Below are 26,269 nucleotides of genomic sequence, written 5' to 3'. Positions count from 1 at the left end.
GGGGCTAGCTCAACCTCGTAGCCACCACGAACTCGTGCACCGCCTCGAACGCCGGCGGATGCTCAGGCAGGTCGCTGGTCACCCGCGCCACCTGCAGCTGTTCCTGCCAGTGCGCGAGATCCGCCTCCAGCCGCTCGGGCGCCGGCCGCCCAGCCACGCCCGCCAGCGCCCGGTGCTCGCCGAGGATCTTGGCCTCGATCAGCGCGGTCAGGTAGTCCGGCCCGTCGAGCTTCTCCAGCAACGTCGGCAGGTGCGCGACGACCTCGCCGGTGCGCAGCAGGTGCACGCCGGTCAGCAGCGCGCGGAACGTGTAGAGCAGCGGCTTGATCTCACCGGTCCGCTCGAACAGCCGCCACTGCGTCACGGCGAACCCGCGGTAGTGGTGCCCGTGCCGTGAGGTCAGGCAGCCCGCGGCGAGGTCGGCCAGCTTTTGGTGGCCTGGGCCGGTGTGCACGACGAGGGGCGAGAGCAGTTGCTCCAGCACGTAGCCGTTGGGGCGGGTGAGCAGGCGGCAGAACTTCTCCACGTCGTGCGTGACGAGGTCGATCTCGACGCCGTCGCGCACCCACATGCGTTCCTTGGTCTCCGGGCCGTGCTTCAGGCCGACGACCTCGCCGAGCGGCAGGATGTGCACGCCGCGCAGGTCCACGTCCGAGTCGCGGGACGGGAAGCCGTACAGGTGCGCGCCGGACACGGTCGCGAACAGCAGGTCGTGCGACTGCTCCGCCACGACCGCGCTCAGGTCCGGAACCTCGTAGCTCACAACGCCCTCCTGCGCACCGACACCAGCCAGTCCTCCACGCGTGCCCGATCAGGTTCCTCCGGCAGCGGACCGGAAGCCGAGGCGAGTTCGTCGCCGAGCCGGTGTGCCCACGCCACCGCGTCGTCCCAGGGCATCGAGCCGTCGCGGATCGCGAGCAGCGATCGGTCCGCCGCGATGGACAACGAGCCGGTCCGCACCAGATGCAGGCCGAGGAGCCGCAACCGCACCACGTGCATGAGCTGCTTGGGCTTCAGGTTCCGACCCGCCCGTGACAGCTGCATCTGGGTCGCACGGGTGTACGCGCGCACCGCGTACTGGGAGAGGAACGCGGGCAGCAGCGCCTTCAGTTCCTCTCCCAGCGGCGTGCAGATCTCGACCAGCGGGCTCACCAGCGTTTCGAGCACCGTCGGGTTCGACTTCAGCGCCAGCTTGCAGAAGTGCTCGACCTCCCAGCTGAGCTGTTCCGGCGACGGGCCCTCGACCGAGGTCGGTGGTTTGTCCAGGCGCCAGAACGCTTCCGTGGGCGCGACGAACACACCCCGTCTGTCCACATCGGACGTGGAGGTCGCCAGCCCGTAGGCGTGCGACCCGATCACAGCTTCGAGAATCACAGTCGTGGGTCCACCGGTTCCGATTCGAGTGCCAGCACACCGAAAACGCATTCGTGCACGCGCCACAACGGCTCGCCGCGCGCGACGCGTTCCAGTGCCTCGATGCCCAGGGCGTACTCGCGCAGAGCCAGCCCGCGCTTGCGGCCGAGACTGCGCTTGCGCAGCCGCTCCAGGTTCTGCGGCTCGGTGTAGTCCGGGCCGTAGATGATCCGCAGGTACTCGCGCCCGCGCACCTTCACGCCCGGCTGGACGCGACCAGTCAGGTTGGCCAGCGGCTTCACGACCATGCCCTCGCCGCCGTCGGCCGTCAGCGACTTCCACCAGCGAACGCCGGCAGCCGGATCCGCGGTGTCCACCACGAGGTGCCGGGTCTGCTGGAACAACGGCCCGTCCAACCGGCTCAGCGTCTCCAGGTGCCACAGGTGCGAACGGTCGTGGAACGTCTGCCCCTCGGCCGCCAGCAGCTGGAACGGCGCGATCCGCACGCCGTCCAGCCCTTCCGTCGGCCAGCAGTACCGTTCGTACGCCTTTCGGTAGGCCTCAGCGTTGGAAGCCCGCTGAGACGTCCGCTCCAGAAGCGCGGCCACGTCCACACCACGAGCCGCGGCCGTCTCCAGAGCGGAGACCGCCACCGGCAGCGCGCCGACAGCAGCCGCGCCGACCGCCGCGTACTGCTCGCGGATCAGCCCGGAAGCCTTGGCGTTCCACGGCATCAGCTCGGCGTCGATCAGCAGCCAGTCGGTGTTGAGCTCGTCGAACAGCGGCTTCGCGCCGTCCCGCACGCGGTCCAGCAGCGAGGAGCCCAGCTCGCCGTCGAAGAACGCCCGTCCGGTGCGCGTGTAGATCGCCCCACCTTCCTTGCGCACCAACAGCACAGCGCGCGACCCCATGTGCTTCTCCTCGCAGATCACCGAAGAGACACCGGCAGCCGCGTACTCCGCGAACGCCTCCAACGGGTGCTCCAGCACGTCATCCCGCGACGAAGTAGCGGTGGGAGCCATCGTCGGCGGCAGGTACAGCAGGTCGTGCGGGTCGATCGCGAACCGGCTCATCACCTCCAACGCCGAAGCCGACTGCTCCGCGCGGATCGTCACCGCGCCCATCACCGACGTCTCGATCCGGCGCAGGCCAGTGACATCTTTCAACGCCAGTACGTCCGGCTCGCGCTCGACCACCGGAGCGACCAGCGGCCGCACCGGTTCGTACCAGACCTGGTGCGCCTTGACCGCCACCACTTCCCGCTCGGGGTAGCGCAGAGCGGTCAGCTTGCCGCCGAACACCACGCCCGTGTCGAGGCACATGGTGTTGTTGATCCACTCCGCCTCCGGGGTCGGAGTGTGGCCGTACAACACCATCGCGGTGCCGCGGTACTCGGTCGCCCACGGGTAGCGCACCGGCAGCCCGTACTCGTCGGTCTCGCCGGTCGTGTCGCCGTACAGCGCGAAGCTGCGCACACGCGCGGACGCACGGCCGTGGTAGCGCTCCGGCAGACCGGCGTGTGCGACCACGAGGTTGCCGCCGTCCAGCACGTAGTGCGCCACCAGGCCGTCGCAGAACTTCTCGGCCTTGCGGCGGAAGTCCTGGTCCTCCGCGGCGAGCTGGGCCAGCGACTCCGCGAGCCCGTGCCTGACCTGGACGTTCTTGCCCCGCAACGCCCGCACCAGCTTCTGCTCGTGGTTTCCGCAGACGCAGAACGCGTGCTCGTTCGCGATCATCCCCATGGTCAGGCGCAGCACGCCAGGCGTGTCCGGGCCGCGGTCGACGAGGTCGCCGACGAAGATCGCCTTGCGGCCGGCCGGCGGGACGGCGTCGACCGCCCGCCCTTCCTCGTCGCGCTGGATCCCGTAGCCCAGCTCGACGAGCAGCTCCTCGAGCTCGGCGCGGCAGCCGTGCACGTCACCGATCACGTCGAACGGTCCGGTCTCGTGCCGCAGGTCGTTGAGCAGCTTCTCGTACACGATCACCGCCTTGTCCACATCGGACTCGGAGCGCAGCACGTGGACGCGCTTGAACCCCTCCTTGCCGAGGAACTTCAACGACCGGTGCAACGCCGCCCGGTGCCGCTTGACGACGTGCGCGCCGAAGTCGCGGTCCGGACGGGAAGCGTTGCGGCGCAGGCAGACGTCGGTCGGCGTGTCGAGCACGATCGCGACCGGCAGCACGTTGGCCTTCTTCGCGACCTCGATCAGCTTCGCGCGGTCGGGCGCCTGCACGTTCGTCGCATCGATCACCGTGACGCGTCCGGCCTCCAACCGCTTGGCCGCCACGTAGTGCAGCACGTCGAACGCCGCCGCGGACGCCGACTGGTCGTTCTCGTCGTCGGACACGAGCCCGCGGAAGTAGTCGCTCGACAGCACCTGCGTGGGCAGGAAGTTCTTGCGCGCGAACGTGGACTTGCCGGAACCGGAGGCGCCGATCAGCACCACCAGGCACAGGTCGGGAATCTTCAGGTCCATCAGTTCTCGTCCCCCAAGCTGAACACTGCCATCTGCGTGGGCGCGCCACGTTCAAGATCTTCCGGCCCGATTCCCACGTACTCGACGCGGTAACCACGTCGCGAAGCAACGCCGTCCGCCCACTGCGCGAACTCTGCCCGAGTCCACTCGAAACGGTGGTCGGAATGACGCATCTGCCCTGCCGGCAACGTCTCGAACAGCGCGTTGTACTCGACGTTCGGCGTCGTCACCAGCACGGTCGCCGGGCGCGCCACCACGAACACCGAGTGCTCCAGCGCGGGCAGGCGCGACGGGTCGACGTGCTCGACGACCTCCATCAGCACCGCCGCGTCGTAGCCCGCGAGCTCCGCGTCGGCGTACGTCAAAGCCGACTGGCGCAACGTGATCCGCTCGCGCAACCGGTCGGACATGCGGTCCAGGTGGAGCTTGCGCGCGGCCTCCTGCAACGCCTTCGCGGACACGTCGACACCGTGGATCTCCGTGAACTCCGGTTCCTTCACCAGCTCGCGCAGCAGCGCGCCACCACCACAACCGAGGTCGAGCACGCGCTTGGCACGTGCCCCCTTCAGCGCCTTGATCACGGCCTCCTTGCGCTGCGTCGCAAGGGAGATCTTCGGTTCGGCGAGCGCGTTGTCCAGCTCCTCCGGCTCGACCTCGTCGACCTCGGCGAGGCGTTCCAGCGCGGACAGCACGAGCGGCCGTTTGCGGGCCAGGTACCTGGTGGTGATCAGCTCCTTGTCCGGGTGCGACGCCAGCCAGCCGTCACCGGCCCTGAGCAGCTTGTCGACCTCGTCGGCCGCGACCCAGTAGTGCTTGCCGCCGTCGAGCACGGGCAGCAGCACGTAGAGGTGTTTCAAGGCGTCGCTGAGCTTGACGGCGCCGCTGAGCGTGACGTCGCCGTACCGCGAGTCACCGTGCTCGGTCACCTCCACGGTCCAGCCGAGCGGCGTGAACAGCCGCTCTGCGAGCTTGTGCGGCAGCGCGGGAACGCGGATGACCAGCGGAATCGGGGTCTGCGCGAGCTCGGGGTAGCTCTCGCTGCGACCGTTCATCGCGGTGCGGAACACGCTGCCGAGCGCGACCGTGAGCAACGACCCGGCCGCGTACGGGCGGTCGTTGACGTATTGCGTCAGCGTGCTGCCGGGACCTCGCACCAGCGCGATGGGGTCGACCTCGAGGAGCAACGCCACAGTGCACTCCTCGTCGGTCGCCTTCGGGTAGAAGACGTGCGCGACACCCGAGCTCGTCGTGAAGGACTGAGCCCGGTCCGGGTGTTTGTGCAGCAGGTGACCGAGATCGGTCGCCGGCCGGTGGGTGGTGGTCATGGTGAGCAGCACGAGGTCGAGTCTGATCGAGAGTCGCCGTTTCCGCAGGCGAATTAGGGTGGTGTGCATGACGAACCGCCTTGCGGACGCGACCAGCCCTTACCTGCTGCAGCACGCCGACAACCCGGTCGACTGGTGGCCGTGGTGCCCGGAGGCGTTCGAGGAGGCGCGGCGGCGCAACGTCCCTGTGCTGCTGTCCGTCGGTTACGCGGCCTGCCACTGGTGTCACGTGATGGCGCACGAGTCGTTCGAAGACGCTTCTGTCGCTTCATATCTGAACGCGAACTTCGTCCCGGTCAAGGTCGACCGCGAGGAACGCCCGGACGTCGACGCCGTGTACATGGAGGTCACGCAGGCCATGACCGGGCAGGGCGGCTGGCCGATGACCGTGTTCCTGACCCCGGACGCGCGGCCGTTCCACGCAGGGACCTACTACCCGCCCTCGCCGCGGCCGGGAATGCCGTCGTTCACGCAGCTCATCGAGGCCGTGTCGTCGGTGTGGACCACACGGCCCTCGGAGATCCTGGAATCCGCTTCCGCTGTCGTGGAAGAGGTTTCCCGGCACACCGCGCCACTGCCTCCGTCCGCTGTGGACGCGGACGCGCTGGCGGGCGCGGTCGTGTCGTTGCTGGGCGAGTTCGACCGGCGCAACGGCGGGTTCGGTGGTGCGCCGAAGTTCCCGCCGTCGATGGTGGTCGAGTTCCTCCTGCGTCACCACGAACGCACCGGTTCGGTCGAGGCGATCTCCATGGCGACCTCCACCGCCGACGCGATGGCCAACGGTGGCATGTACGACCAGCTCGGCGGCGGGTTCGCGCGGTACAGCGTCGACGCGTCGTGGGTCGTGCCGCACTTCGAGAAGATGTTGTACGACAACGCTTTGCTGCTTCGCTTCTACACGCACCTGGCGCGGGTGACCGAGTCCGAGCGATACGCGAGGGTCGCGCGGGACACGGCTTCGTTCCTGCTGCGGGATCTGCGGACGGCCGAGGGCGGCTTCGCGGCGTCGCTGGACGCCGACACCGACGGCGTCGAGGGCCTGACCTACGTGTGGTCGTACGAAGAACTGGGTGCTGCTGCCGCGGCTTTCGGGGTCGGTGAGCAGCCGAACTTCGAGGACGGCAAGTCGACGCTGCGGTTCGTGTCGGAGCCGGGGGAGGACGTGCGGGCCTCGCTGATGGCCGTGCGCGCCGCTCGTCCGCAGCCCGGCCGTGACGACAAGGTCATCGCCGCCTGGAACGGCATGGCGATCGCGGCCCTGGCCGAGGCAGGCGCGTTCTTCGGGGAGCCGGCGTGGATCGAGGCGGCCTCGGAGGCGGCGTCCTTGCTGGCCTCGGTGCACCTCGTCGAGGGACGGCTGCTGCGGACCTCCCGTGACGGCGTCGCCGGACCGTCGTTCGGCGTGCTCGAGGACTACGGCTGCCTCGCCGACGGGCTGCTGGCGTTGCACCAGGTCACGGGTTCGATCCGGTGGCTCGACCTGGCGTGCGGCCTGCTGGACACCGCGCTCGCCCGGTTCGCCGTGCCGGGCTCTCCTGGCGCCTACTACGACACCGCTGACGACGCCGAGTCCCTGGTCCGCCGCCCTGCCGACTCGACCGACAACGCGTCGCCGTCCGGCGCGTCCTCGCTGGCCTCGGCGCTGCTGGCCGCTTCGCTGCTGGCCGGAGCGGACCGTTCGTCCCGCTACTTCACCGCTGCGTCGGAGGCCGTGACACGCGCTGGCCTGCTGGCGGCGAGGGCCCCTCGGTTCGCGGGCCACTGGCTGACCGTCGCCGAGACGCTGGTGGCCGGCCCGTTGCAGGTGGCCATCGTCGGTGTCGACGATCCGCGCCGTGCGTCGCTGTGGGCGGCGGCGGTCGCTCATGTGCCCGGAGGCAGCGTCGTCCTCGCCGGTGAACCCGACGGGGCTCCGTTGCTGGAGGACCGCCCGCTGGTCGACGAGGCTCCTGCGGCTTACGTGTGCCGTGGCTACGTGTGTGACAGGCCCGTCGTATCGGTGGATGCGCTGGTCACTTCGCTGACGGCGAACACCACCAGCTGATTGCAGGCGTAACGTCAGTAATGACGTAATCATGTAATCAGGGGTGGTTGAAATGGGACGTGGATGGCGAGGAAGAGGCGGCTGGCAACAGGCTGACCTGCCGTCGGCCGACGACGCGGCGGCGTGGTTCGCGGGCAGGCTGCCCGACGGGTGGTTCACCGGCGCGCCCGAGGTGATCGTCGACCGCGAGGAGATCACGGTCATCGGCACGCTCCCGGAGCTCGAGGGCGAGTTCGACGACGCCTCGCGTGCCGCGGCCGAGTCGGGCCGCATCTCGCGCTGGCGCGAGGACACGCGTTCCGAGCGCATCGAGATCGCCCGTCAGGCCGAGCACCGCTACGGCCGCAAGGTCGCGTGGGGTGCCGTGCAGGGCAGCACGCGCGAGCTCTTCACGCACCTGGCCGTGCCGGTGATGACGCGCCTGCGCCAGCCGGAACGCCAGGTGCTCGACACGCTGGTCGCTTCCGGCGTGGCCCGTTCGCGCGCGGATGCTCTCGCGTGGGCCGTGCGCCTGGTCGGCGAGCACGCGGACACGTGGCTCGGCGAGCTGCGCGATGCGATGTCGAAAGTGGACGATCTCCGTTCGCAGGGCCCAGATCTGACGTAGCCTGCGCGGCGTGGAGTTGATCGAGATCGCCGCGTCCGTCGTCGCTTCGGAGCCCGGCGCGTTCGAGACGTTTTTCGAAGAGGTCCAGGGCCGTTCTGCCGACGAACTGTCGGCGGCGGCCCTGGTCCTCGCGTCTTCCGAGGACGTCGAGGTGAACCAGCTCCTCGGCAACCTGCTCTACTACACCGGCTCCTCACCGGCCCTGGAACCGCTCGTGCTGCGCGTTCTCGACGTGTTGTCCCGTGGCGATTTCTCGCCCGAGTGGGAACGCGCGCTGCTGCTTCCGATGCAGCACGAGGACATCCGCCTGTCGTTGCCGCACCGTGCCTGCCTGCTCGCTGCGGTGCCTGAGGATTCCTGGCTGCACGGCCTGCTGCAGGTGCTGGACCTGGAAACGCTGCTGGTGCTGCACCCGTTGAGCGGCAAGGGTTTCGAGGTGACGATCGGCGGTCTGGGCGACAACTTCCAGCTGCACACGTTGCTCGCCTACCGCCTGGTTCCCGCTCTGATTCCCGGGGAGCCGCCGCTGGACTCCTGGGTGGAGGCGGCGTCCGTCGGCCCGGACCTCGAGCCCGCAGGCGGGATCCAGGGTCAGTTCGAGCTTTCCGACGGGTTCGGCGAGACGATCTGGAACGAGGGACGTCCTTGCGACATCCCGGTTTTCGAGGGCCACCGCGTCGTCGTCCTGAGCCCGCCGCCCTATGCGCGCTCCTGGAATGCAGGCCGCCTCTACCCGATGATGACGCCGATGGTCGACGTGACGCGGGAGCTGTCGTCCGGCGAGGCCGCCTCCTGGCTGGCCAAGGTCGGATCGTGAGCTTTGCCTGCTGCGCCAGGAAGGTTCTCGACACCTCGCTGCCGCTGAACCGGCGTGTCAGCGCCTTGAGGAGCTGTGTCCAGAGCTACCACCCGATCGGCTTCGAGGCGACGTTCAGCTTTCTCTCGTCCGCCGCGGGCTCCTTCGCCAACGACCCGGCCGCCCTGCCGCGAGCGTTGGAACTGCTGACCACGAGCCGCGCGGCCTGGCTGGCCGAACTTCGCGCGTACGGCGTGCTCCGGCGCCGCGCCAAGCAACTCGGCTACCGCGTTCCCCACCCGTCGGCCCCCAATCCGAACCGGCCGTCGCACTGGTACGGCGCCCCGCGTGAGGCCGCCTTCCACGCTGTCTGGGTCTGGTACTCGAAGGGCGCTTCCGCGGACGTGGACGTCCACGCCCTGGCCGCGGCGCTGGTGCATCGCGGGCGGTTCACGTCGGTGCAGCGCGCGATGTTCGAGGAGGTGCGCGCTGACCTGGCCGCGCGGTTCGCGGCGGTGGACGGCACTCGTGACTTTCAGACGTACAGCGAACTGCGGGACTCGCTGTACGTCGTGCGGCAGATGGCCGTTGTGGTCGGCGGTAACGGCTGAGCGCTCGCACATCGCGAGGCCAGGGACTGCCGGGCTTTCGCACCTGAAAACCCTCGCTGCCGCCATGGCCCCGCCGCGCGACGGCCGCAAGTCCGGACCCCTTACGGCGCAACAACTTCCGCCGGAGTGTCAGACCCACTCGCTATTGTTGATTTTGGGGGAACCCGGCCCGCGTCGTGTGTGTGGTGTGCACCCCTGCGGAGCCCGATGCCGCACCCGAGTGCGACCGTGGCAGCGCCCAGAACGGACACCAACGTCAGGTCCTGCGCGCCCAACAACACGGACGTCACAAGGCCGGACACCGGCATCAGACCGATGAGCACCCCGGCCCGGTCAGACCCCAGCCGGTTCACCGCGAAGTACCAAAGCCCGAAAGCCAGAGCTGTCACCACCACCGCGAGCAGCACGAGCGCGAACGTCTGCCGGGCGTCCGGCACCCGCCATCCACCGAAGAACGTGCCGAGAACCGCCCCGATCATCGAGGCCAGCAGACAGGTCCAGGTGGCCACGCCCAGCACACCGAGCCGCCGCACGACCCCGACGGCGAACAGCGTGAAGCACACCTCGCCGGCCATCGTCAGCAACGCCAGCAACAGGCCCGGACCGTGCCACGAGCCACCACCGGACAACAGCACGATGCCCGCAGCCACCACCACTGCGCCCACAACGGCGGATGTGGTTCGTTGGCGAGACAACAGGGCCAGGGCGATCGGAGCGCCGCCCATCACCGCGGCGACGAAGCCCGGTTCGGCGTACTGCTGGGCGGCGAGCAGGACGGCGTTGAAGCCGAGCATTCCCGTGGCGACCACGCCCAGCAGCGGAGGGACGTCGCGCCACGAGAGCCGAGGGAGACGGCGGGCCACCAGGAGCAGGACGGCGGCGCCGAGCAGGTAGCGCATGGCCTGGCCGGTCAGGACCGGGTAGCCCTCGAGCATGCCTGTCACCGGAACCGACGCGCCGACGATCGTTGCCGCTGTCGCTCCCGCGGCCACCCCTAGTTTCATGCGACCTAGCCTTGCGCTGAACTGGTCCAGGTTTAAGCTCCACTTCAATGACCACGAACTGGACCACTTTTCGCGAGCTGCTGTTGCCGGGGCATCAGCGGCGCCGTGGGGTGGAGGTCGAACTCAGAAAGGCCATCCGGGACGGGCGGCTCACGCCGGGGACGCGGCTGCCGTCGAGCCGGGACCTGGCGGCGCAGCTCGGGGTGGCGCGCGGGACTGTCACGTCGGCCTACACGCAGCTCGTGGCGGAGGGCTACCTCACGACCAGGAAGGGCTCGGGGACGACGGTGGCGAGCCTCGGGCCCGCCGAGGTGTGCGGGGTGCCGGAGCCGCCCCAGAGGTGGCGGTTCAACCTGCGGCCCGGGTTGCCGGCGTTGGGTGCGTTTCCGCGTGCCGAGTGGGTCGCGGCGCATCGGGCAGCGCTCGCGGAGCTGCCGGACGACGACCTCGCCTACCCGGATCCGGCCGGGTTCGTGGGGCTGCGCAAGGAGATCGTCGACTACCTGGCTCGGGTGCGGGCGGTGGTCGCGCGGGACGCGGTGATCACCAACGGCGCGGCGGACGGGTTGCAGCTCACCGCGCGGCTCCTCAAGGGCAGCATCGCGATCGAGGAGCCGAGCCACTTCGGCGGCGAGGACATGTTGCGGTCGCACGGGCTCGACACCGTGCCGATTCCGGTGGACGACAAGGGACTCAGGGTCGATCTTCTGTCCAAAACGGACTGCGAGGCGGTGCTGGTCACCGCGGCGCACCAGTTTCCGTTGGGCGTGGTGCTGCATCCAGAACGCCGGCGGGCGCTCGTGGAGTGGGCGCGCGAGCGGAACGGGTTGATCATCGAGGACGACTACGACGCCGAGCACCGGTACGACAGGCCCGCGCTCGGGGCGTTGCAGGCGCTGGCGCCGGAGCACGTGGTGTACCAGGGGACGACGAGCAAGGTGCTGGCGCCGGCGTTGCGGCTCGGGTGGCTGGTGGTGCCGGAGCGGCTGCGCGAGGGGATCGTGAACCGCAAGAAGTACAACGACATGGGCACGGCGACGATCCCTCAGGCGGCGTTCGCGCACATGTTGCGGACCGGCGGTTATGACCGGCATCTGCGGCGTACGCGCGCGCTCTACCGGAAGCGCCGTGACGCGCTGTTGGAGGCCGTGGCGGAGCACCTGCCTGCGTGGCAGCCCATTGGCGTAGCGGCTGGCCTGCACGTCGTTTTGCGCATGCCGGACGGGATGGACGACCTCGCGCTGAAGAGCAGGCTTGAGGAGCGTGGGGTGCACGTGTGGGCGTTGGCGCAGTACACGCGCACGCCGATGTGGCCCGGACTGGTGCTGGGCTACGCGGCGCTCACGCCTGACCGCCTGCGGGAGGCGGTCAGGGAGATCGCGGCCGCGGCTTAGAGGATGTGCTCGCGGATGGCGCTGGTGCTGACGTCGGCGGAGTCGGCGCCCAGGATGTGCTCGCGTGCGTCACTGATGGGCGGGCCGGTGAGCGCTGCGACGGCGGCGACGAGCAGGGCAGCGGTGACGATCTTGAAAGCACGCATGGTGCGGTAAACCCCCAGGCAGAACGGTTGTCGCGGCCAGCCTAGCTCGCGACTCCAGAAAATGTCAGTGCTCGGGTGCACCATGGGTCTGTGCTTCTTTCCGAAGTGGTCGACACGTCGGCCGCCGTGGCGGCCACCCGGTCGCGCCTGGCCAAGGTCAAGGCGTTGTCCGCGTTGCTGCGCGGGGCGACGGCCGAGGTCGTGGTCGCGGTGGTGTCCTTCCTCATAGGCACGCCGCGGCAGGGTCGTATCGGTGCGGGCTGGCGCACGGTCGTCGACCTGTCCGTGCCTCCCGCCGCGCAGGCCGAGCTCACGGTCGCCGAGGTCGACGCCGCGCTCGGCGAGGTGGCCACGACGTCCGGCAAGGGCTCGGCGCAGCGCCGGGTCGACCTGCTGGCGGCTCTGTTCGGTCGCGCCACCGAGGCTGAGCAGGACTTCTTGCGCCGCTTGCTCACCGGCGAGCTGCGGCAGGGCGCGCTGGAAGGCGTGATGCTGGACGCGATCGCCTCGGCCGCGGACGTGCCGGGCGAGACGGTGCGGCGCGCGTTCATGCTGTCCGGCCGACTACCGGAGACGGCGGTGGCCGCGCTCGCCGGCGGTGCGGAGGAGCTGGAGGCGTTCCGGCTCGAGGTCGGGCGTCCGCTGCGCCCCATGCTGGCTTCGCCCGCGGAGTCGCTCGACGAGGCGCTGTCCGAGCTCGGCAGCTGCGTGGTGGAGCACAAGCTCGACGGTGCGCGCATCCAGGTGCACCGCTCCAGCGACGAGGTCCACATCTACACCCGCACGTTGCGCGAGATCACCAAGACCGTGCCGGAGCTGGTCGAGCTGGTGCGCGGCCTGCCGTGCACGTCCGTGGTGCTCGACGGCGAGACGCTGGCGTTGACCGACGAGGGGAGACCCCGCCCGTTCCAGGAGACGATGAGCCGCTTCGGCGCGCAGGACGAGCGCGAGCTGCTCCTGCACCCGTACTTCTTCGACTGCCTGCACCTCGACGGCAAGGACCTGCTCGACGAGCCGCTGCGAGACCGCCTGGCGGCCCTGCGGCAGGTCGCGGGCGAGCACGTCATCCCTGGCGCGCTGGACCCGTCTCCGGACGAGGCGGCCGAGGTCGTCGCGGCAGCGTTGGGGGCGGGCCACGAGGGCGTGATGGTGAAGTCGCTGGCTTCCCCGTACGCCGCGGGCAGGCGCGGCCGCGCCTGGCAGAAGGTCAAGCCGGTGCACACGCTCGACCTGGTCGTGCTCGGCGTCGAGTGGGGCAGCGGCCGCCGTCGCGGCTGGCTGTCGAACCTGCACCTGGGCGCCCGCGACCCGGACGGCGGCCCGCCGGTGATGGTCGGCAAGACCTTCAAGGGCCTCACCGACGAGCTGCTCACGTGGCAGACCAAGGCCCTGCAGGAGATCGCGACCGACCAGAACGACTGGGTGGTCATGGTCCGCCCGGAGATGGTGATCGAGATCGAGCTCGACGGCGTGCAGGTCTCGCCGCGCTACCCCGGCGGCGTCGCGCTGCGGTTCGCCCGCGTCGTGCGCTACCGCCCGGACAAGGACCCGTCCGAAGCTACGACGATCGAGGAGGTGAGGGCACTTCTGCCCACCGCACAACCGAATCCCGAGGCCTGAAGCCGCTGGCTCGGTGGCTCGTTGGCAGGGGATTTGCGGTCAGACGGGTGCATCGCGGTGCCCTGCTGAGCGTGAATTACCTCGCCAAGGCTCCGGGACGCGCCGACGGGCACGAACCCGTGACCCAAGTCGCAGGCGATCGCGACCGGCCCGAGGCGCAACCGCAGCCGCACGACCGGGCGCACCACGGGTGTCGATGTCCGTGACGGGCATCGGTGCGGTCTGATCGAGCGGTCGGCCGTGCCCAGTTCACCGGCCGGTCCTGCGCTTCGCCGTCGACCACGAGACCGAGAACCGTTCAGCAGCGCGTGCCACCGGCCAGCCCTCATCGACGATCAACCGGGTCAGACGTGACCGGGCACGCGGAGTCAGCGCTGCGTTAGCCCGAGACACGAAGACCTCCTGGACCGTGATGCGGATGCCTTCAGACAGCTCCACACCGCCCCAGGAGGTCTCCCCACACAACTAGCCTGGTGGCATGGGGGACGCCGAAAGTCTCAGCCGCGCCTATCCCGAGCCCGACGACTTCGCACAGTGGACCGAGCTCGACCGCAACGCGTCGTACTCCTGGTACGACGGACGCGTCCTCGCCGTGCAGGACTTCGGCATCACGATGCGCGTTGTCCTGCCACTCTGCCTCGACAACGGCGAACCGGTGCCCATCGAGGTCTGGGTCGTCCTCGACGAGCGCGACCAGACCACCTGGCCTCAGCTGGAAGCGGGCGACTGGAGCGGAGCTACGGGCCGGGGTTTGCTGCTCAACGTGGTCGAGCCGTGGCCTGAGGTCTACGGCGCGCCGGTCGCGTTCGCCGGACAACCTGGTCAGCGGCTGGCCCGCATCACCGGCTCCGAGCACCCCGTCCTGCACCGAGTGCTGACCGAGAAATGGCCGGTCAGCGTCCTCGCCCTCGGCCGGTTCTGGTTCGAAAATCGCGTGCGGCCACCAGCACCGGCCAATAGCGTCGAACCAGTGACCGACGCTTCCGCGCTGCTCAGCGCCTACGACACCCAAGCCCGCTCCGTCGAGTGGGAGGCCTATCCCCACGCCGTGCAGGACGCGGCCGTGTTCCGGGTGGCCTGGGATCACCGCCGGGGTTTCGTCGCCGGCCCGCCCAACCTCCACGTCAAGGGCGCCGAACTGGACGCGCTGATCGCCCGCCAGCGCGACTACTTCGCCGCGCGCGGACAGTCCGTCGAGTGGAAGACCTGGGGTCATGACAGGCCGGCGGACCTGCCGGAGAGGTTGCAGGCGGCCGGGTTCGTGTCCGAGGGACGCGAGACCGTGCTCATCGGGCTCGCCGAGGAGATGACCGGTCCGGTCGACCTCGCAGACGGAATCGTTCTGCGCGAGACCAAGGAGGAGGCCGATCTGCGACGGCTGGCCGACACCGCCACGGAGGTGTTCGGGCGCGACAGCACGTGGATGGTCGACTACCTGATGGAGAAGCAGGACGATCCGAACACGGTCGTCGTGGTCGCGGAGGCCGGCGGGCGGGTGGTGTCGTCGGCGCGGCTCGAGATCGTGCCGGGTACGGAGTTCGGCGGCCTCTGGGGTGGCGGCACGCTCGCCGAGTGGCGCGGCAAGGGCATCTACCGGGCTCTCATCGCCCATCGGGCGCGCGTGGCGCTCAGCCGTGGCGTCAAGTACCTGCAGGTCGACGCGTCCGAGGACAGCCGGCCGATCCTCGAGCGGCTCGGGTTCGTCACGGTGACCACGACCACGGGTTACGTCTGGAAGCCCAAGTGAGACGCTGCGGGTATCGTGGAAGCACGTGCGGTTCATCGAAGGGCATCGACCCTCTTACGACCTGACCTACGACGACGTTTTCCTCATTCCCGGCCGCAGCGCCGTGGAGTCGCGGTTCGGCGTTGATCTGTCCACCTCGGACGGCACGGGAGCCACCATCCCGATCGTCGTCGCGAACATGACGGCCGTGGCCGGGCGGCGGATGGCGGAGACCATCGCGCGGCGCGGCGGGCTCGTCGTCATCCCGCAGGACGTGCCCACCGAGGCCGTCGCGGAGATCATCGCGTGGGTCAAGGAGCGGCATCCGGTCTGGGACACCCCGCTGACCCTCACCACGGGCGACGCGGTGGCGGACGCGTGGAACCTGCTGCACAAGCGGGCTCACGGCGCGGTGATCGTCGTGGACGACGGCAACAGGCCCATCGGGGTCGTCGACGAGGCGGCGCTCACGGGCGTCGACCGGTTCGCGCGCCTCGGCGACGTCATGAACACCGACGTGCTCAAGCTGCCGCTCGGAACGAAGCCTCAGGACGTGTTCGACCAGCTCCACCACAGCGCGCACAAGATCGCGCTGGGCATCGACGACGAGCAGCGGCTCAGCGGCGTGCTGACCGAGCTCACGGCACTGCGGGCCGAGGTCTACAAGCCGGCGACCGACGACGGCGGCCAGTTGCGGGTCGCGGCCGCGGTCGGGGTCAACGGCGACGTCAGGGCCAAGGCCGAGGCGCTCATCAAGGCCGGGGTGGACGTGCTGGTCGTCGACACGGCGCACGGTCACCAGGAGAAGATGATCACCGCGCTGAAGGCCGTGAAGGAGGCGAACCCGAGCGTCCCGGTCGCGGCGGGCAACGTCGTCACCGCGGAAGGCGTGCGGGACCTGGTCGCGGCGGGCGCGGACATCATCAAGGTCGGTGTCGGGCCGGGCGCGATGTGCACCACGCGCATGATGACCGGCGTCGGCAGGCCGCAGTTCAGCGCCGTCGCGGAGTGCGCGGCAGAGGCGCGGAAGCTCGGCAAGCACGTGTGGGCGGACGGCGGCGTGCGGCACCCGCGCGACGTGGCGCTGGCGCTCGCGGCAGGGGCCAGCAGCGTCATGGTCGGCAGCTGGTTCGCGGGCACCTACGAGTCGCCCGGCGACCTGCAGCGCGACGAGCGCGGAAACCTCTACAAAGAATCCTTCGGAATGGCGTCGAAGCGCGCCGTGACCGCCCGTACGCGCAGCGACAACGCGTTCGACCGGGCGAAGAAGGGCCTGTTCGAAGAGGGCATCTCGACGTCGAAAATGCGCTTGGACCCGGTGCGTCCGAGCGTGGAGGATCTCCTCGACGCGATAACGTCCGGCGTGCGCTCGGCCTGCACGTATGCCGGTGCGAACTCGCTGGAGGAATTCCACGACAAGGCGGTTCTCGGCATCCAGTCGGCGGCTGGATTCGCGGAGGGAAGGCCGCTCCCAGGGGGATGGTGAGAAATGGACGAAGCGGTAGAGGTAAGAGAACTCCGCAAAGTCTATAAAACCGGACAAAAACCTGCGGTGGACGGGTTGAGCTTCACCGTCCGCCGCGGTGAGGTCTTCGGACTGCTCGGCCCGAACGGCGCAGGCAAGACGACCACGGTCGGCGTCCTGACCACGCGCGTCCGCCCCACCTCGGGGCAGGCGCTCGTGGAGGGCGTCGACGTGGTCTCCGACTCCAAGCGCGCACGGCAGCTGCTGGCTGTCGTGCCGCAGCGCAACAACCTCGACCGGTCGCTCAACGCGAAGCAGAACCTGCTGTTCCACGCGGCCTATCACGGCATCGGCCCGGCGGAACGCAAGAAGCTCGCCGACGACATCCTCGAGCGGATGGGCCTGAAGGACCACGAGAAGGCGCTCGTCGACACGTTGTCCGGCGGGCAGGCGCAACGGCTGATGATCGCCCGCGCGCTGATGCACCGCCCGAAGGTGCTGTTCCTCGACGAGCCGAGCACCGGCCTCGACCCGCAGGCCAGGCTCTTCGTTCACGAACGCGTCGCCGCCCTGCACGCGGACGGCGTCACCGTCGTGCTGACCACGCACGACATGGACGAGGCCACCAAGCTCTGCGACCGCGTCGGCATCGTCGACCACGGCAAGCTGCTCACCCTCGACACACCCGCCGAGCTGACGAAGAACCTGCCCGGCAGCAACACCGTCAGCGTCACGGTGAGCCTGAACGGCCACGAGCCCGCGAAGATCACCCAAGCTCTGTCCGAAGTGGACGGAGCCCAGCGGGTCGAGGAGGTTGGCAGCATGTTCCGCGTCTACACCGACGTGGACACCTCGGTCACGCTGCCCGCGGTGCTGAACGTGTTGCGCGACCTCGACGTCCTCGTCAGCGACGTCGCGATCGGCAAGCCGAGCCTGGAAGACGTCTTCATCCACCTGACGGGCAGGGAGCTGCGGTGAGCCAACTCAGGACGTTCCAGGCGATCCTGTGGCGCGACGTCTTCGTCACGGGCCGCGAGCTGCCGAGCTTCCTCGCGCAGGTGATCATCCAGCCGTTCTTCACCCTCTTCATCTTCGCCAAGGTGCTCGGGGACGTGGGGTACGTCCAGGGGAACTTCGCCCACGTGCTCCTGCCCGGCATCATCGCGATGAACGGGTTCCTCGGCGCGCTGCAGAACACGACACTGCCGCTGGTGCTCGACTTCTCCTGGACGCGGGAGATCGAGGACCGGCTGCTCGCGCCGATCTCCATCCCGCTCGTGGCGGTCGAGAAGATCGTGTTCGGCGCGATCCGCGGGTTCTTCGCGGCGTTGCTGATGGTGCCGGTCGGGTTCGTGATGCTCGACGTCTCGTGGCCGTGGGAGGGGATTCCCGGCGCGCTGCTGGTGATCGTTCTCGGTTGCCTCGCCGGAGGTTCGGTCGGCATGGTCATCGGCACGTCGGTCCCCGCGCGGCGTGTCAACATCATGTTCGCGGTCATCCTGACCCCGTTGCTGTTCACGGGTTCCGCACAGTTCCCGTGGCCGTCGCTGAGCGACCACCTACTGTGGTTCAAGGTGGTCTGCGCGCTCAACCCGCTGACGTACGTGAGCGAGGGCATGCGGGCGAACCTGGTGCCGGACGTGCCGCACATCCCGTTGCCGATCTCGCTGCTCGTGCTCGTCGTCGCGATCGCGGGCTTCGGCAGCCTTGGTATGCGCGGCTTCATGAAGCGCGCGCTCGACTAGAAGCGTCAACGAGAAACGGCCCCGCGCAACTAGAGCTGCGCGGGGCCGTTCCACTTAGGACACTATGAGGCGTAGTCCTCCAGCATCTCGGTGACGAGGGCCGCGATCGGCGAACGCTCCGAGCGGGTCAGCGTGACGTGAGCGAAGAGCGGGTGGCCCTTCAGCTTCTCGATCACCGCTGCCACGCCGTCGTGTCTGCCCACCCGCAGGTTGTCGCGCTGCGCCACGTCGTGCGTCAGCACCACCCGCGAGTTGCTGCCCAGACGCGACAGCACGGTCAGCAACACGTTGCGCTCCAACGACTGCGCCTCGTCCACGATCACGAAGGAGTCGTGCAGCGAGCGGCCGCGGATGTGGGTGAGGGGCAGGACCTCGAGCATTCCGCGGTCCATCACCTCTTCCACCACCGCCTGGCTCACCAGCGCGCCGAGGGTGTCGAACACCGCCTGCGCCCACGGCCCCATCTTCTCGTTCTCGCTACCCGGCAGGTACCCGAGCTCCTGGCCACCGACCGCGTACAACGGCCGGAACACCACGACCTTGCGGTGCTGCCTGCGTTCCATCACCGCTTCGAGGCCGGCGCACAACGCCAGCGCCGACTTGCCGGTGCCCGCACGTCCGCCCAGCGAGACGATGCCGACATCGGCGTCGAGCAGCAGGTCCAGCGCGATCCGCTGCTCAGCGGACCTGCCGTGCAGTCCGAACGCCTCCCGATCTCCGCGCACCAGCCTGATCTGCTTGTCCGCGGTCACCCGGCCCAGAGCGCTCGACGTGCCCGCCATCAACCGGAGTCCGGTGTGGCACGGCATTTCCGCGATGTGCTCCAGGTCCTCGTACTGGGTCGGGTCGACGACGTTCTCCTTGAACAGGCTGTCCACCAGGGACTGTGGAACGTCCAGATCGGACATTCCGGTCCAGCCTGACAGGGTGACGTCGTGCGCCCGGTACTCCTCCGCTTGCAGGCCGACCGATCCGGCCTTGACCCGCAGCGGCATGTCCTTGGTCACCAGGGTGACGTTGCGCCCCTCAGCAGCGAGGTTGAGGGAGCAGGCGAGGATCCGGGCGTCGTTGGAGTCCGTTCGGAAACCTGATGGCAACACCTCCGGGTCGGAGTGGTTGAGCTCGACGTGCAAGGTGCCTCCCACATCCCCGATGGGGATGGGCGAGTCGAGGCGACCATGCCGCAAGCGCAGGTCGTCGAGCAGTCGCAGTGCTTCCCTCGCGAACCAGCCCAGTTCGGGGTGGTGGCGCTTGCCCTCCAGTTCGCTGATCACCACGAGCGGGAGCACGACCTCGTGCTCCGCGAACCGGGTGGGGGCGAGAGGATCGGACAGCAGTACCGACGTGTCCAGCACATATGTCGTCAAGGCTGGGGCGGCGGACTTGCGCCTGGGGGAGGAACTGCGCGATGAGCCTGAGGTACGGCTCGCGGGACGTCGTGCGTTCACGGCAACTCCCTCACGAACGCGGCACCCGCATCCGCTCCTCGCTGGGCCAGGCACAACCCTGATTGATCGTCTTGCCTTCCGCCGGGTGGCGTCAGGCAGATCGACCACGAGGGCCGGGTGCCGGCCCCCTCGCGACGTTGTCAGTCACGATCAGGACCTCCCTGCGCGGTCCGCAGTGGTCGCGTCCCGCCGCTTTTGAAGTTACCTGCGGAAGTACCCCGTCTGCATGAAGCCACACAGGTGAATCCCGATTTGTCATCTGCCGGAAAACAGAACGAAACGTGACCGCAGCTGTGTTTCACCTGGTCAGACGCTGTTTTCCTGGGTGTTGTGCGCTAGCCACGACAGACCGTCCCTCACCTGGTTCTCAAGGGATTTCGGGGTCAGGGGCTCGTCGAGAAGTCTCAGATACCGGGAGTCGAGCGACTCGCCGGGCGCGCGGACGTCGAGCCAGGCCCTCACGAGGCGCACTCCTTCGACGTACGTGGTGGTGTACGCGCGCCACAGCGGGTCTGCCAGAAAACGAACCATCTGCCGTGCGCGACGGTCGGGGACTAGCAGCCACCTGCGCAGATGCGCAACCACGTCATCCTGATCCGCACCCCGATCGTGTAGCAGCAGTGCGGCGTCCTGCCGCACCGTGAGCAGGCCCGATGCCGCCGACTCGACCTTTTCGGACAGTTCGCCGTCCATTCGCAACCCGAGGTCGCGGAAGATCTGCTCCGTCCACACGCCCCAGCCCGGCCCGACCGCGGCGTGCAGGCCGAGGTCCGCCATGCCCTCGGCCATCAGGCACTGCGGCGTGTTGATCAGGAAGATCGACTGCTCGGCGTGGCCTCTGCGTGCGACCAGGCCCGCGTCCTTGCGGCAGTGCTCGGTGTGGTGGCCCGGATAGGACTCGTGCGCGACCAGGTGCGGCAGGTTCGACATGCGGTGGCCGAGGTCGGCGTTGATCGCGACCCTGCTGCGGTAGCCGCCGAGGTAGTAGTTGAAGCCGCTCCACGGCTTGTTCGTGACCACCTGGTACTCGACGATCTCCTGCTCGGGCAGCGCGTACTTGCGCCTCACGCGATCCCTCAGGGCGCTGGAGACGGCCTGCACGGCGCCCTGGAGCCTGCGCGGGGGCACCTCGTCGGCCGTGCGGAAGGCGTTGAGGCGTTCGGCCAGCGGGCCGGCTCCGGGCAGCAGCGCGTCGAGGTTGCGGTGGGCCTGCGCGTACGCGTCCTCGTCGCCGGGGCGGACGCGGACCTGGAAGTACTGCTCCACCTCGTCGACGAACGTGATGCGCTCGCCGGCGAGCTTGCGCGCGGTGCACTCCAGTGCGGTGAGATGCGCCTGCAGGAACTGTTTGCGCTGGTCGGCGAGGTTGCTCTGCGGGAGCTCTCGCAGGAGTTGCCGGGCGTGGTCCACCAACGCCTTCGGGGCGAGGCGCGGCTCGTTGTCGACGGCGCGGCTCAGCGCGGGGTCGCCGGTGAACGAGTCGACGAACCCGGACACCAGGCGCCCGAGCCGCAGCCCGAGAACCAGATATCCGCGCACCAGCTCGTCAGCGTCCACGAGTCGAAGAGCATAGAGGCTCTACCACAGCGTCTTACTAGCGACCGAATCGTGAATCAAAGGCCACCTGATCGGGGAATCTTGTTGATCTTGTTGTCACACAATGGGGTCACGGGGGCCGCCAATCGAGATCAACACCGATAGCGTCTCCGCCCGGAGACCCCACCCTCCGGAGATCCCCGAAGACTCCGGAAATGACGGGGATAACCCGACATGAAGGAGATTGACGTGAAGAAGGTTTGTGCCGCGGTTGCCGCCGCAGCTGCGCTGTCCCTTGCGTTCGCCCCGGCCGCCATGGCCGGCGAAGGCCACGGCCACGGTGGACACCACTGGAAGAACGGCCCGTTGCTGGTTGCCCTGAACGGCAACAACCTCAACGGCACCATCGGTGCCTGCGGCAACAACGTCGGCGTCTTCGGCGGTGCCGTGCCGATCAACTCGCCGTCGATCACCGAGACCTGCGCCGCCGGCGGCATCGTCGACGAGGGCTGATCTCCCTTTTAGTTCTGCCTCTGGGGGCGTCATTCATGGCGCCCCCAGAGTTGTTTCACCCGTTAAAACCTTCATGAGGAGAAAAATCGTGCTGAAGAAGGCTGGCGCCGCCCTCGGTGTGGCTGCTGCGTTCATTGCCATCGGTTCCCCGGCGATGGCCGTTCAGGGCCACGAGTGGGAGAACGCGCCGCTGCTGATCGTCGGCAACGCGAACAACCTGAACCTGGTTGGCGGCGTGTGCGGCAACAACGTCGGTGTGTTCGGTGGAGCGGTTCCGGTGAACTCGCCCTCCATCACCGAGACCTGCGCCGCGGGCGGCATCGAAGACGGTGTCGAGTGGGGCGACGACGAGTGATCTCGTCGCTGTTGTGACAAGGGGCGTTCACCTTCGCGGTGGACGCCCCTTTCGCTAGTTTCCGTACCTGCGGTGGCGTTTGGCGTACTCGCGCATGGCCCGCAGGAAGTCGGTGCGCCGGAAGCCGGGCCAGTAGGCCTCGCAGAACCAGAACTCCGAGTGCGCGGACTGCCACAGCATGAACCCGGAGAGCCGCTGCTCACCGGACGTGCGGATGATCAGGTCGGGATCCGGCTGCCCGGACGTGTAGAGGTGCTCGGCGATGTGGTCGACGTCCAGCACCTCGGCCAGCTCCTCGATGGTGCCGCCGCGCTCGGCGTGCGACTGCAGGAGCTTCCTGACGGCGTCCGCGATCTCCTGCCGCCCGCCGTACGCGACCGCGACGTTGACCTGGATGCCGGTGCGGTCCTTGGTCTTGTTCGCGGCGTTGGTGAGCCGCTCGGCGTGCTCCTTGGGCAGCATGTCGATCGCGCCGACGTGCCTGACCTTCCACGGCTTGCCGTCCTCGGCGAGCTCGTCGGTGATGTCGGCGATGATGTCGAGCAACGGCGCGAGCTCTTCGACGTCCCGATTGAGGTTGTCGGTGCTCAGCATCCAGAGCGTGACGACCTCGACCCCGCTGTCACCACACCACTCGAGCAGCTCGAGGATCTTGCGCGCGCCGGCCCTGTGCCCGTCCGCGACGTCCGTGAACCCGGCTTCCCTGGCCCACCGCCGGTTGCCGTCGAGGACCACGCCGACGTGCTTGGGCACCTGTGTCCCGCTCAGCTCTCGCCGGAGAATCCACTCGTAGAGGTGGATAGCGACGTCTTTCACACGGGTGCGGAGTGCCACGTCCGAACAGCGTACGCCGTGCAAGCTTCATCACTGAGTCATGGTCCGAAACCTACGGTCGCGTAACCTGAGTTCTCGTGACCACTGCGACCATTCCTCCACAGCCCGGACTGCGGCCGCGCCTTCGTGGTTGGCTGCACCTCTGGTCCTTCATCGCCTCGGTGGTGACAGGCGCGACCCTGATCGCCCTGGCGGCGTCCACGGTGTCCGCGCGCGCCGCCCTGGCCACCTCGATCTACGGCCTGACCGTGCTCGGCCTGTTCGGCGTCTCAGCGCTGTATCACCGCGTGACGTGGAAGTCCGAGCGCGTGCGCACGTGGATGAAGCGCCTCGACCACTCGATGATCTTCGTGTTCATCGCCGGCACCTACACACCGTTCGCTTTGCTGGCGATGGATCCCGGGACCGGCCGGGTTGTTCTGACCGTGGTGTGGATCGGGGCGGTGCTCGGCGTGACGTTGAAGCTCGCCTGGCCGCACGCGCCTCGGTGGCTCGGGGTGCCTATCTACATCGCGCTCGGCTGGGTGGCGGTGTTCGTGCTGCCCGAGCTGCTGCACCACGCTGGGGTTGCGGCGTTGGTGTTGCTGCTGGTGGGCGGGGCGCTTTACACCGCTGGCGCGGTCTTCTACGCGACTCGGTGGCCGAACCCGTGGCCGTCGGTGTTCGGGTATCACGAGTTCTTCCACGCGGCGACCGTGGTGGCGGCGATCTGCCACTACATCGCCATCTGGCTCGCGATGTACTCCTAAGGCACCGGTGCGGGCTCGCCGGCGATGGCGTCCGGCTCGTCATCCGCGTCGTCCAGCGCGTCGCGGTACCGCGACGAGTTCGTGCGGGTGCCGGCGTGCCGATCGATGTACTGCACGGCGATGTACCTGATCTCGGACCCGCGGATGATCACGCTTTCCCACTCGTCGCCGATGACGACGGGCTCGTCCTCGTAGCTGTCGTCGTCGGTGTCGGGGTCTTCGCGGGCCATGTGCACGCCCTCCAGCGACAGTTCGCGGTCCGCCACCGGGCCGTCCACGCTGGACGAGCGCACGAAGCCGTAGAACGAGGTGCCGTCGGTCAGTTGCACGTGCACCCACGGGCGGCTTCCAGGAGGGCAGTTCGCGCGGAAGTCCTCGAACCACAGGCTTGTCGCCGCGAATGACACCCTGCTTCTGGCCGAGGGTCTGGGCGCGATGTGCCACAGCAGCGGCAGGAGGCAGGCCACGGCCAGTTCCGCGGCAAGCGTTGCTGCCACGACTCGGTAGTTGTCGCGCAGGTAGACGGCACCGAACTGGACCAGCAGGCGTGAGTCGATGAGCTGGTGCGGGAACCAGAACCGCAGCACGAGCAGGATGGTCACGGCCATCACGCTGTAGAGAAGGCTGGTCAGCGCGATTCTCGAGATCTCGCGGAAGACCGACTCGCCGGCGATCAGCTTTCGCCTGCCGCGCAGCTGTTCGTGCACGAGGCCGGGGGCGACCAGCATCAGGAAGGCAAGAGCCGCGCTCAACGTCTGGGGCACCATGGCCGGCTCCGTCACTTCTTCTTTTTCTTCTTCTTGCCGGTCGTGCCCTTGTGCTTGGCGCCTTTGCCGGGCTGGGTGTCGATGATGCCCGCGTTCTTGGGCACCTTGTTGCTCAACAGTTCGTGCAGTTCTGTCGACGAGAGCTCGTTGGCGAGGATCTTCTTGTAGACCTTCGTGGACAGGTCACCGGTGAGCCAGAGAGCGTGGACCAGCGGATTCCAGGGATCTGATTCTCGGGCCACAGGAACATCCCCCCGCTGTCGGCTGCCGTACACCGTTGTCGGGAGGTCGAGAGTCCGCGTTACGGGCGAGCCGGGGCCGCGTGAGACGACCCCGGCTGACGTTCAGCGGCCGCCGCGGGCCATGTGCAGGACGTCGAGGGCCGCGTCCAGCTGCTCCTCGGTCAGCTTCGACGGCACGTGGCCGCGCTCCAGCACCACCTGGCGGATGGTCTTGCGCTCCTTCAGCGACTGCTTGGCGATCGACGCAGCCTCCTCGTAGCCGATGTAGCGGTTCAGCGGCGTGACGATCGACGGTGACGACTCGGCGTACTCGCGCATCTGTGCGGTCTGGGCCTCGGTGCCCGCCAGGACCTTGTCCGCCAACAACCGAGCCACGGCGGCTAGCAGGCGCGAGGACTCCAGGACGTTGCGGGCGATCACCGGCAGCATCACGTTGAGCTGGAAGTTGCCCTGGGAGCCGGCGAAGGCCACGGCCGCGTCGTTGCCGATCACCTGGGCCACGACCATCATCGTGGCTTCGGAGATCACCGGGTTGACCTTGCCGGGCATGATCGACGAACCGGGCTGGAGGTCTGGGAGGGCCAGTTCGCCCAGGCCCGTGCGGGGGCCGGAGCCCAGCCAGCGGAGGTCGTTGGCGATTTTGAACAGGGCCACGGCGCCCGCCCGCAGTTGGCCCGAGATCTCGACCACGCCGTCCTGGGTTGCCTGGGCTTCGAAGTGGTCGCGGGCTTCCACCATAGGGAGGCCGGTTGCCGACGCCAGCTCTGCGGCGACCAGTGCGCCGAACTCCACAGGTGCGTTGAGGCCCGAGCCGACCGCGGTGCCGCCGATCGGCAGTTCGGCCAGGCGCGGGACCGACGACTGAAGGCGCTCTACCGAGTAGCGGACCTGGGACGCCCAGGCGCCGGCCTCTTGGCCGAGGGTGATCGGAACGGCGTCCATGAGGTGGGTGCGGCCGGACTTGACCAGGTCTGCCCACTCCGCAGCGCGTGATTCGAGGACGCCCTGGAGGTGCTCCAGCGAAGGGATGACGTCGTTCACCACGGCCTCGGTGGCAGCCACGCGCAACGTGGTCGGGAAGGTGTCGTTGGACGACTGCGAGGCGTTGACGTGGTCGTTCGGGTGGACGTCGCGGTCCAGGAAGCGCGTGGCCAGGGTGGCGATGACCTCGTTGGCGTTCATGTTCGAGGACGTGCCGGAACCTGTCTGGAAGACGTCGACCGGGAACTGGTCGTCCCACTTGCCGGCGGCCACCTCGTCGGCGGCGGAGGCGATGGCCGAGGCCAGATCGTCGGGGAGAACGCCGAGCCGGGCGTTCGCTCGGGCCGCGGCTGCCTTGAGCAGGCCCAGGGCCCTGATCTGGGCGCGTTCGAGGCCTCGACCGGAAATCGGGAAGTTCTCGACCGCGCGTTGTGTTTGGGCGCGCCACAATGCGTCGACCGGCACGCGGACCTCACCCATCGTGTCGTGCTCGACGCGGTACTCCTGTTCAGACATACCTCCGAGTCTCTA

The 26,269-nt window shown here is 68.6% G+C and carries 25 protein-coding genes and 1 pseudogene; 13 read left to right on the top strand and 13 right to left on the bottom strand.

Annotated features, from left to right (window positions below):
- Nucleotides 1-4 precede the first annotated feature (4 nt).
- From ABZ345_RS18685 to ABZ345_RS18670, 4 genes are read right to left on the bottom strand one after another with little or no spacing between them, the layout of a single operon-like run.
- Nucleotides 5-763 (bottom strand): nucleotidyltransferase domain-containing protein, encoded by a 759-nt coding sequence (locus ABZ345_RS18685; protein WP_359849757.1) that lies wholly within the window; start codon nucleotides 761-763, stop codon nucleotides 5-7.
- Complete coding sequence (locus ABZ345_RS18680; RefSeq protein WP_359849754.1) at nucleotides 760-1,374, bottom strand: nucleotidyltransferase domain-containing protein; 615 nt, start codon at nucleotides 1,372-1,374, stop codon at nucleotides 760-762. The genes ABZ345_RS18685 and ABZ345_RS18680 overlap by 4 nt, the downstream gene beginning before the upstream one ends.
- A complete protein-coding gene (locus tag ABZ345_RS18675; protein ID WP_359849752.1) occupies nucleotides 1,371-3,830 on the bottom strand; it encodes a polynucleotide kinase-phosphatase in 2,460 nt (819 codons plus the stop codon). Before ABZ345_RS18675 ends, ABZ345_RS18680 begins: the two co-directional genes overlap by 4 nt.
- Nucleotides 3,830-5,167: a 3' terminal RNA ribose 2'-O-methyltransferase Hen1 gene (locus tag ABZ345_RS18670; protein WP_359849749.1), complete on the bottom strand. Its 1,338-nt coding sequence runs from the start codon at nucleotides 5,165-5,167 to the stop codon at nucleotides 3,830-3,832. Before ABZ345_RS18670 ends, ABZ345_RS18675 begins: the two co-directional genes overlap by 1 nt.
- 55 nt (nucleotides 5,168-5,222) lie before the next feature.
- Between ABZ345_RS18670 and ABZ345_RS18665 the strand changes: the two genes are divergently transcribed.
- The 4 genes from ABZ345_RS18665 to ABZ345_RS18650 are packed head-to-tail and all read left to right on the top strand — an operon-like array spanning nucleotide 5,223 to nucleotide 9,213.
- On the top strand, nucleotides 5,223-7,199 hold the full coding sequence (locus ABZ345_RS18665; RefSeq protein ID WP_359849746.1) for a thioredoxin domain-containing protein: 1,977 nt from the start codon (nucleotides 5,223-5,225) through the stop codon (nucleotides 7,197-7,199).
- 52 nt (nucleotides 7,200-7,251) lie between these two features.
- The gene (locus tag ABZ345_RS18660) at nucleotides 7,252-7,806 is read left to right on the top strand and encodes a hypothetical protein (protein WP_359849743.1); all 555 of its coding nucleotides are present in this window, start codon (nucleotides 7,252-7,254) and stop codon (nucleotides 7,804-7,806) included.
- A 10-nt stretch (nucleotides 7,807-7,816) separates the two neighbouring features.
- Entirely contained in the window at nucleotides 7,817-8,623 is an 807-nt protein-coding gene (locus ABZ345_RS18655; RefSeq protein WP_359849740.1) for a hypothetical protein, read from the top strand.
- Nucleotides 8,620-9,213, top strand: a complete 594-nt coding sequence (locus ABZ345_RS18650; protein WP_359849738.1) for a hypothetical protein — start codon at nucleotides 8,620-8,622, stop codon at nucleotides 9,211-9,213. The genes ABZ345_RS18655 and ABZ345_RS18650 overlap by 4 nt, the downstream gene beginning before the upstream one ends.
- A gap of 101 nt (nucleotides 9,214-9,314) precedes the next feature.
- Here ABZ345_RS18650 and ABZ345_RS18645 read toward each other — a convergent pair whose 3' ends face one another.
- Nucleotides 9,315-10,217, bottom strand: a complete 903-nt coding sequence (locus ABZ345_RS18645; protein WP_359849735.1) for a DMT family transporter — start codon at nucleotides 10,215-10,217, stop codon at nucleotides 9,315-9,317.
- A 47-nt stretch (nucleotides 10,218-10,264) separates the two neighbouring features.
- Between ABZ345_RS18645 and ABZ345_RS18640 the strand changes: the two genes are divergently transcribed.
- Nucleotides 10,265-11,611, top strand: coding sequence for a PLP-dependent aminotransferase family protein (locus tag ABZ345_RS18640; RefSeq protein ID WP_359849732.1), 1,347 nt, complete (start codon nucleotides 10,265-10,267; stop codon nucleotides 11,609-11,611).
- On the opposite strand, the gene ABZ345_RS18635 is transcribed toward ABZ345_RS18640, so the two are convergent.
- Nucleotides 11,608-11,757: a hypothetical protein gene (locus ABZ345_RS18635; protein ID WP_359849729.1), complete on the bottom strand. Its 150-nt coding sequence runs from the start codon at nucleotides 11,755-11,757 to the stop codon at nucleotides 11,608-11,610. The genes ABZ345_RS18640 and ABZ345_RS18635 overlap by 4 nt on opposite strands.
- A gap of 90 nt (nucleotides 11,758-11,847) precedes the next feature.
- Between ABZ345_RS18635 and ABZ345_RS18630 the strand changes: the two genes are divergently transcribed.
- Nucleotides 11,848-13,377, top strand: coding sequence for an ATP-dependent DNA ligase (locus tag ABZ345_RS18630; protein ID WP_359849727.1), 1,530 nt, complete (start codon nucleotides 11,848-11,850; stop codon nucleotides 13,375-13,377).
- Between the two features lie 264 nt (nucleotides 13,378-13,641).
- Here ABZ345_RS18630 and ABZ345_RS18625 read toward each other — a convergent pair.
- Nucleotides 13,642-13,770: pseudogene (locus ABZ345_RS18625) on the bottom strand (IS481 family transposase); the annotation flags it as partial.
- Between the two features lie 85 nt (nucleotides 13,771-13,855).
- On the opposite strand from ABZ345_RS18625, the gene ABZ345_RS18620 reads away from it, so the two are divergent.
- From ABZ345_RS18620 to ABZ345_RS18605, 4 genes are read left to right on the top strand one after another with little or no spacing between them, the layout of a single operon-like run.
- On the top strand, nucleotides 13,856-15,124 hold the full coding sequence (locus tag ABZ345_RS18620) for a GNAT family N-acetyltransferase (protein ID WP_359849724.1): 1,269 nt from the start codon (nucleotides 13,856-13,858) through the stop codon (nucleotides 15,122-15,124).
- Between the two features lie 25 nt (nucleotides 15,125-15,149).
- Nucleotides 15,150-16,589, top strand: a complete 1,440-nt coding sequence (locus tag ABZ345_RS18615) for a GuaB1 family IMP dehydrogenase-related protein (protein ID WP_359849721.1) — start codon at nucleotides 15,150-15,152, stop codon at nucleotides 16,587-16,589.
- A gap of 3 nt (nucleotides 16,590-16,592) precedes the next feature.
- Complete coding sequence (locus ABZ345_RS18610) at nucleotides 16,593-17,546, top strand: ABC transporter ATP-binding protein (protein ID WP_359849718.1); 954 nt, start codon at nucleotides 16,593-16,595, stop codon at nucleotides 17,544-17,546.
- Nucleotides 17,543-18,313, top strand: coding sequence for an ABC transporter permease (locus tag ABZ345_RS18605; RefSeq protein WP_359849715.1), 771 nt, complete (start codon nucleotides 17,543-17,545; stop codon nucleotides 18,311-18,313). Before ABZ345_RS18610 ends, ABZ345_RS18605 begins: the two co-directional genes overlap by 4 nt.
- Nucleotides 18,314-18,375: 62 nt before the next feature.
- On the opposite strand, the gene ABZ345_RS18600 is transcribed toward ABZ345_RS18605, so the two are convergent.
- Together ABZ345_RS18600 and ABZ345_RS18595 are read right to left on the bottom strand one after the other, a co-directional pair.
- Nucleotides 18,376-19,668, bottom strand: coding sequence for a PhoH family protein (locus ABZ345_RS18600; RefSeq protein WP_359850281.1), 1,293 nt, complete (start codon nucleotides 19,666-19,668; stop codon nucleotides 18,376-18,378).
- 399 nt (nucleotides 19,669-20,067) lie between these two features.
- Nucleotides 20,068-21,318 carry a DUF885 domain-containing protein gene (locus tag ABZ345_RS18595; RefSeq protein ID WP_359849712.1) on the bottom strand — a complete coding sequence of 417 codons (1,251 nt, stop codon included), beginning with the start codon at nucleotides 21,316-21,318 and terminating at the stop codon, nucleotides 20,068-20,070.
- A gap of 228 nt (nucleotides 21,319-21,546) precedes the next feature.
- Here ABZ345_RS18595 and ABZ345_RS18590 point away from each other — a divergent pair, with 228 nt between their 5' ends.
- Together ABZ345_RS18590 and ABZ345_RS18585 are read left to right on the top strand one after the other, a co-directional pair.
- Nucleotides 21,547-21,810 (top strand): hypothetical protein, encoded by a 264-nt coding sequence (locus ABZ345_RS18590; protein WP_156212730.1) that lies wholly within the window; start codon nucleotides 21,547-21,549, stop codon nucleotides 21,808-21,810.
- 88 nt (nucleotides 21,811-21,898) lie between these two features.
- Nucleotides 21,899-22,165 carry a hypothetical protein gene (locus ABZ345_RS18585; protein ID WP_359849709.1) on the top strand — a complete coding sequence of 89 codons (267 nt, stop codon included), beginning with the start codon at nucleotides 21,899-21,901 and terminating at the stop codon, nucleotides 22,163-22,165.
- 54 nt (nucleotides 22,166-22,219) lie between these two features.
- Here the strand turns inward: ABZ345_RS18585 and ABZ345_RS18580 are convergent, their stop codons facing one another.
- Nucleotides 22,220-22,999 carry an isoprenyl transferase gene (locus ABZ345_RS18580; protein ID WP_359849706.1) on the bottom strand — a complete coding sequence of 260 codons (780 nt, stop codon included), beginning with the start codon at nucleotides 22,997-22,999 and terminating at the stop codon, nucleotides 22,220-22,222.
- Nucleotides 23,000-23,076: 77 nt separating this feature from the next.
- Between ABZ345_RS18580 and ABZ345_RS18575 the strand changes: the two genes are divergently transcribed.
- Nucleotides 23,077-23,748, top strand: a complete 672-nt coding sequence (locus ABZ345_RS18575) for a hemolysin III family protein (protein ID WP_359849703.1) — start codon at nucleotides 23,077-23,079, stop codon at nucleotides 23,746-23,748.
- Here the strand turns inward: ABZ345_RS18575 and ABZ345_RS18570 are convergent.
- The 3 genes from ABZ345_RS18570 to ABZ345_RS18560 form a co-directional block, all read right to left on the bottom strand.
- On the bottom strand, nucleotides 23,745-24,515 hold the full coding sequence (locus ABZ345_RS18570) for a DUF6338 family protein (RefSeq protein ID WP_359849700.1): 771 nt from the start codon (nucleotides 24,513-24,515) through the stop codon (nucleotides 23,745-23,747). The two genes, ABZ345_RS18575 and ABZ345_RS18570, sit on opposite strands and share 4 nt — an antisense overlap.
- Nucleotides 24,516-24,526: 11 nt before the next feature.
- Nucleotides 24,527-24,757, bottom strand: coding sequence for a hypothetical protein (locus ABZ345_RS18565; protein WP_359849697.1), 231 nt, complete (start codon nucleotides 24,755-24,757; stop codon nucleotides 24,527-24,529).
- A gap of 102 nt (nucleotides 24,758-24,859) precedes the next feature.
- Nucleotides 24,860-26,254: a class II fumarate hydratase gene (locus ABZ345_RS18560; RefSeq protein ID WP_359849694.1), complete on the bottom strand. Its 1,395-nt coding sequence runs from the start codon at nucleotides 26,252-26,254 to the stop codon at nucleotides 24,860-24,862.
- Nucleotides 26,255-26,269 lie beyond the last annotated feature (15 nt).

This window comes from Lentzea sp. NPDC005914, assembly GCF_040629405.1.
Classification (GTDB): domain Bacteria; phylum Actinomycetota; class Actinomycetes; order Mycobacteriales; family Pseudonocardiaceae; genus Lentzea.
The sequence above is the reverse complement of the archived record's forward strand: the minus strand, read 5'-3'. Positions and strand labels throughout refer to the sequence as shown.

Bases quoted from the DNA above. Each gene is read 5' to 3' on its own strand.
- ABZ345_RS18675 (WP_359849752.1), bottom strand. From the start codon at position 3,830: ATGGACCTGAAGATTCCCGACCTGTGCCTGGTGGTGCTGATCGGCGCC.
- ABZ345_RS18665 (WP_359849746.1), top strand. From the start codon at position 5,223: ATGACGAACCGCCTTGCGGACGCGACCAGCCCTTACCTGCTGCAGCAC.
- ABZ345_RS18660 (WP_359849743.1), top strand. From the start codon at position 7,252: ATGGGACGTGGATGGCGAGGAAGAGGCGGCTGGCAACAGGCTGACCTG.
- ABZ345_RS18645 (WP_359849735.1), bottom strand. From the start codon at position 10,217: ATGAAACTAGGGGTGGCCGCGGGAGCGACAGCGGCAACGATCGTCGGC.
- ABZ345_RS18640 (WP_359849732.1), top strand. From the start codon at position 10,265: ATGACCACGAACTGGACCACTTTTCGCGAGCTGCTGTTGCCGGGGCAT.
- ABZ345_RS18635 (WP_359849729.1), bottom strand. From the start codon at position 11,757: ATGCGTGCTTTCAAGATCGTCACCGCTGCCCTGCTCGTCGCCGCCGTC.
- ABZ345_RS18620 (WP_359849724.1), top strand. From the start codon at position 13,856: ATGGGGGACGCCGAAAGTCTCAGCCGCGCCTATCCCGAGCCCGACGAC.
- ABZ345_RS18610 (WP_359849718.1), top strand. From the start codon at position 16,593: ATGGACGAAGCGGTAGAGGTAAGAGAACTCCGCAAAGTCTATAAAACC.
- ABZ345_RS18570 (WP_359849700.1), bottom strand. From the start codon at position 24,515: ATGGTGCCCCAGACGTTGAGCGCGGCTCTTGCCTTCCTGATGCTGGTC.
- ABZ345_RS18560 (WP_359849694.1), bottom strand. From the start codon at position 26,254: ATGTCTGAACAGGAGTACCGCGTCGAGCACGACACGATGGGTGAGGTC.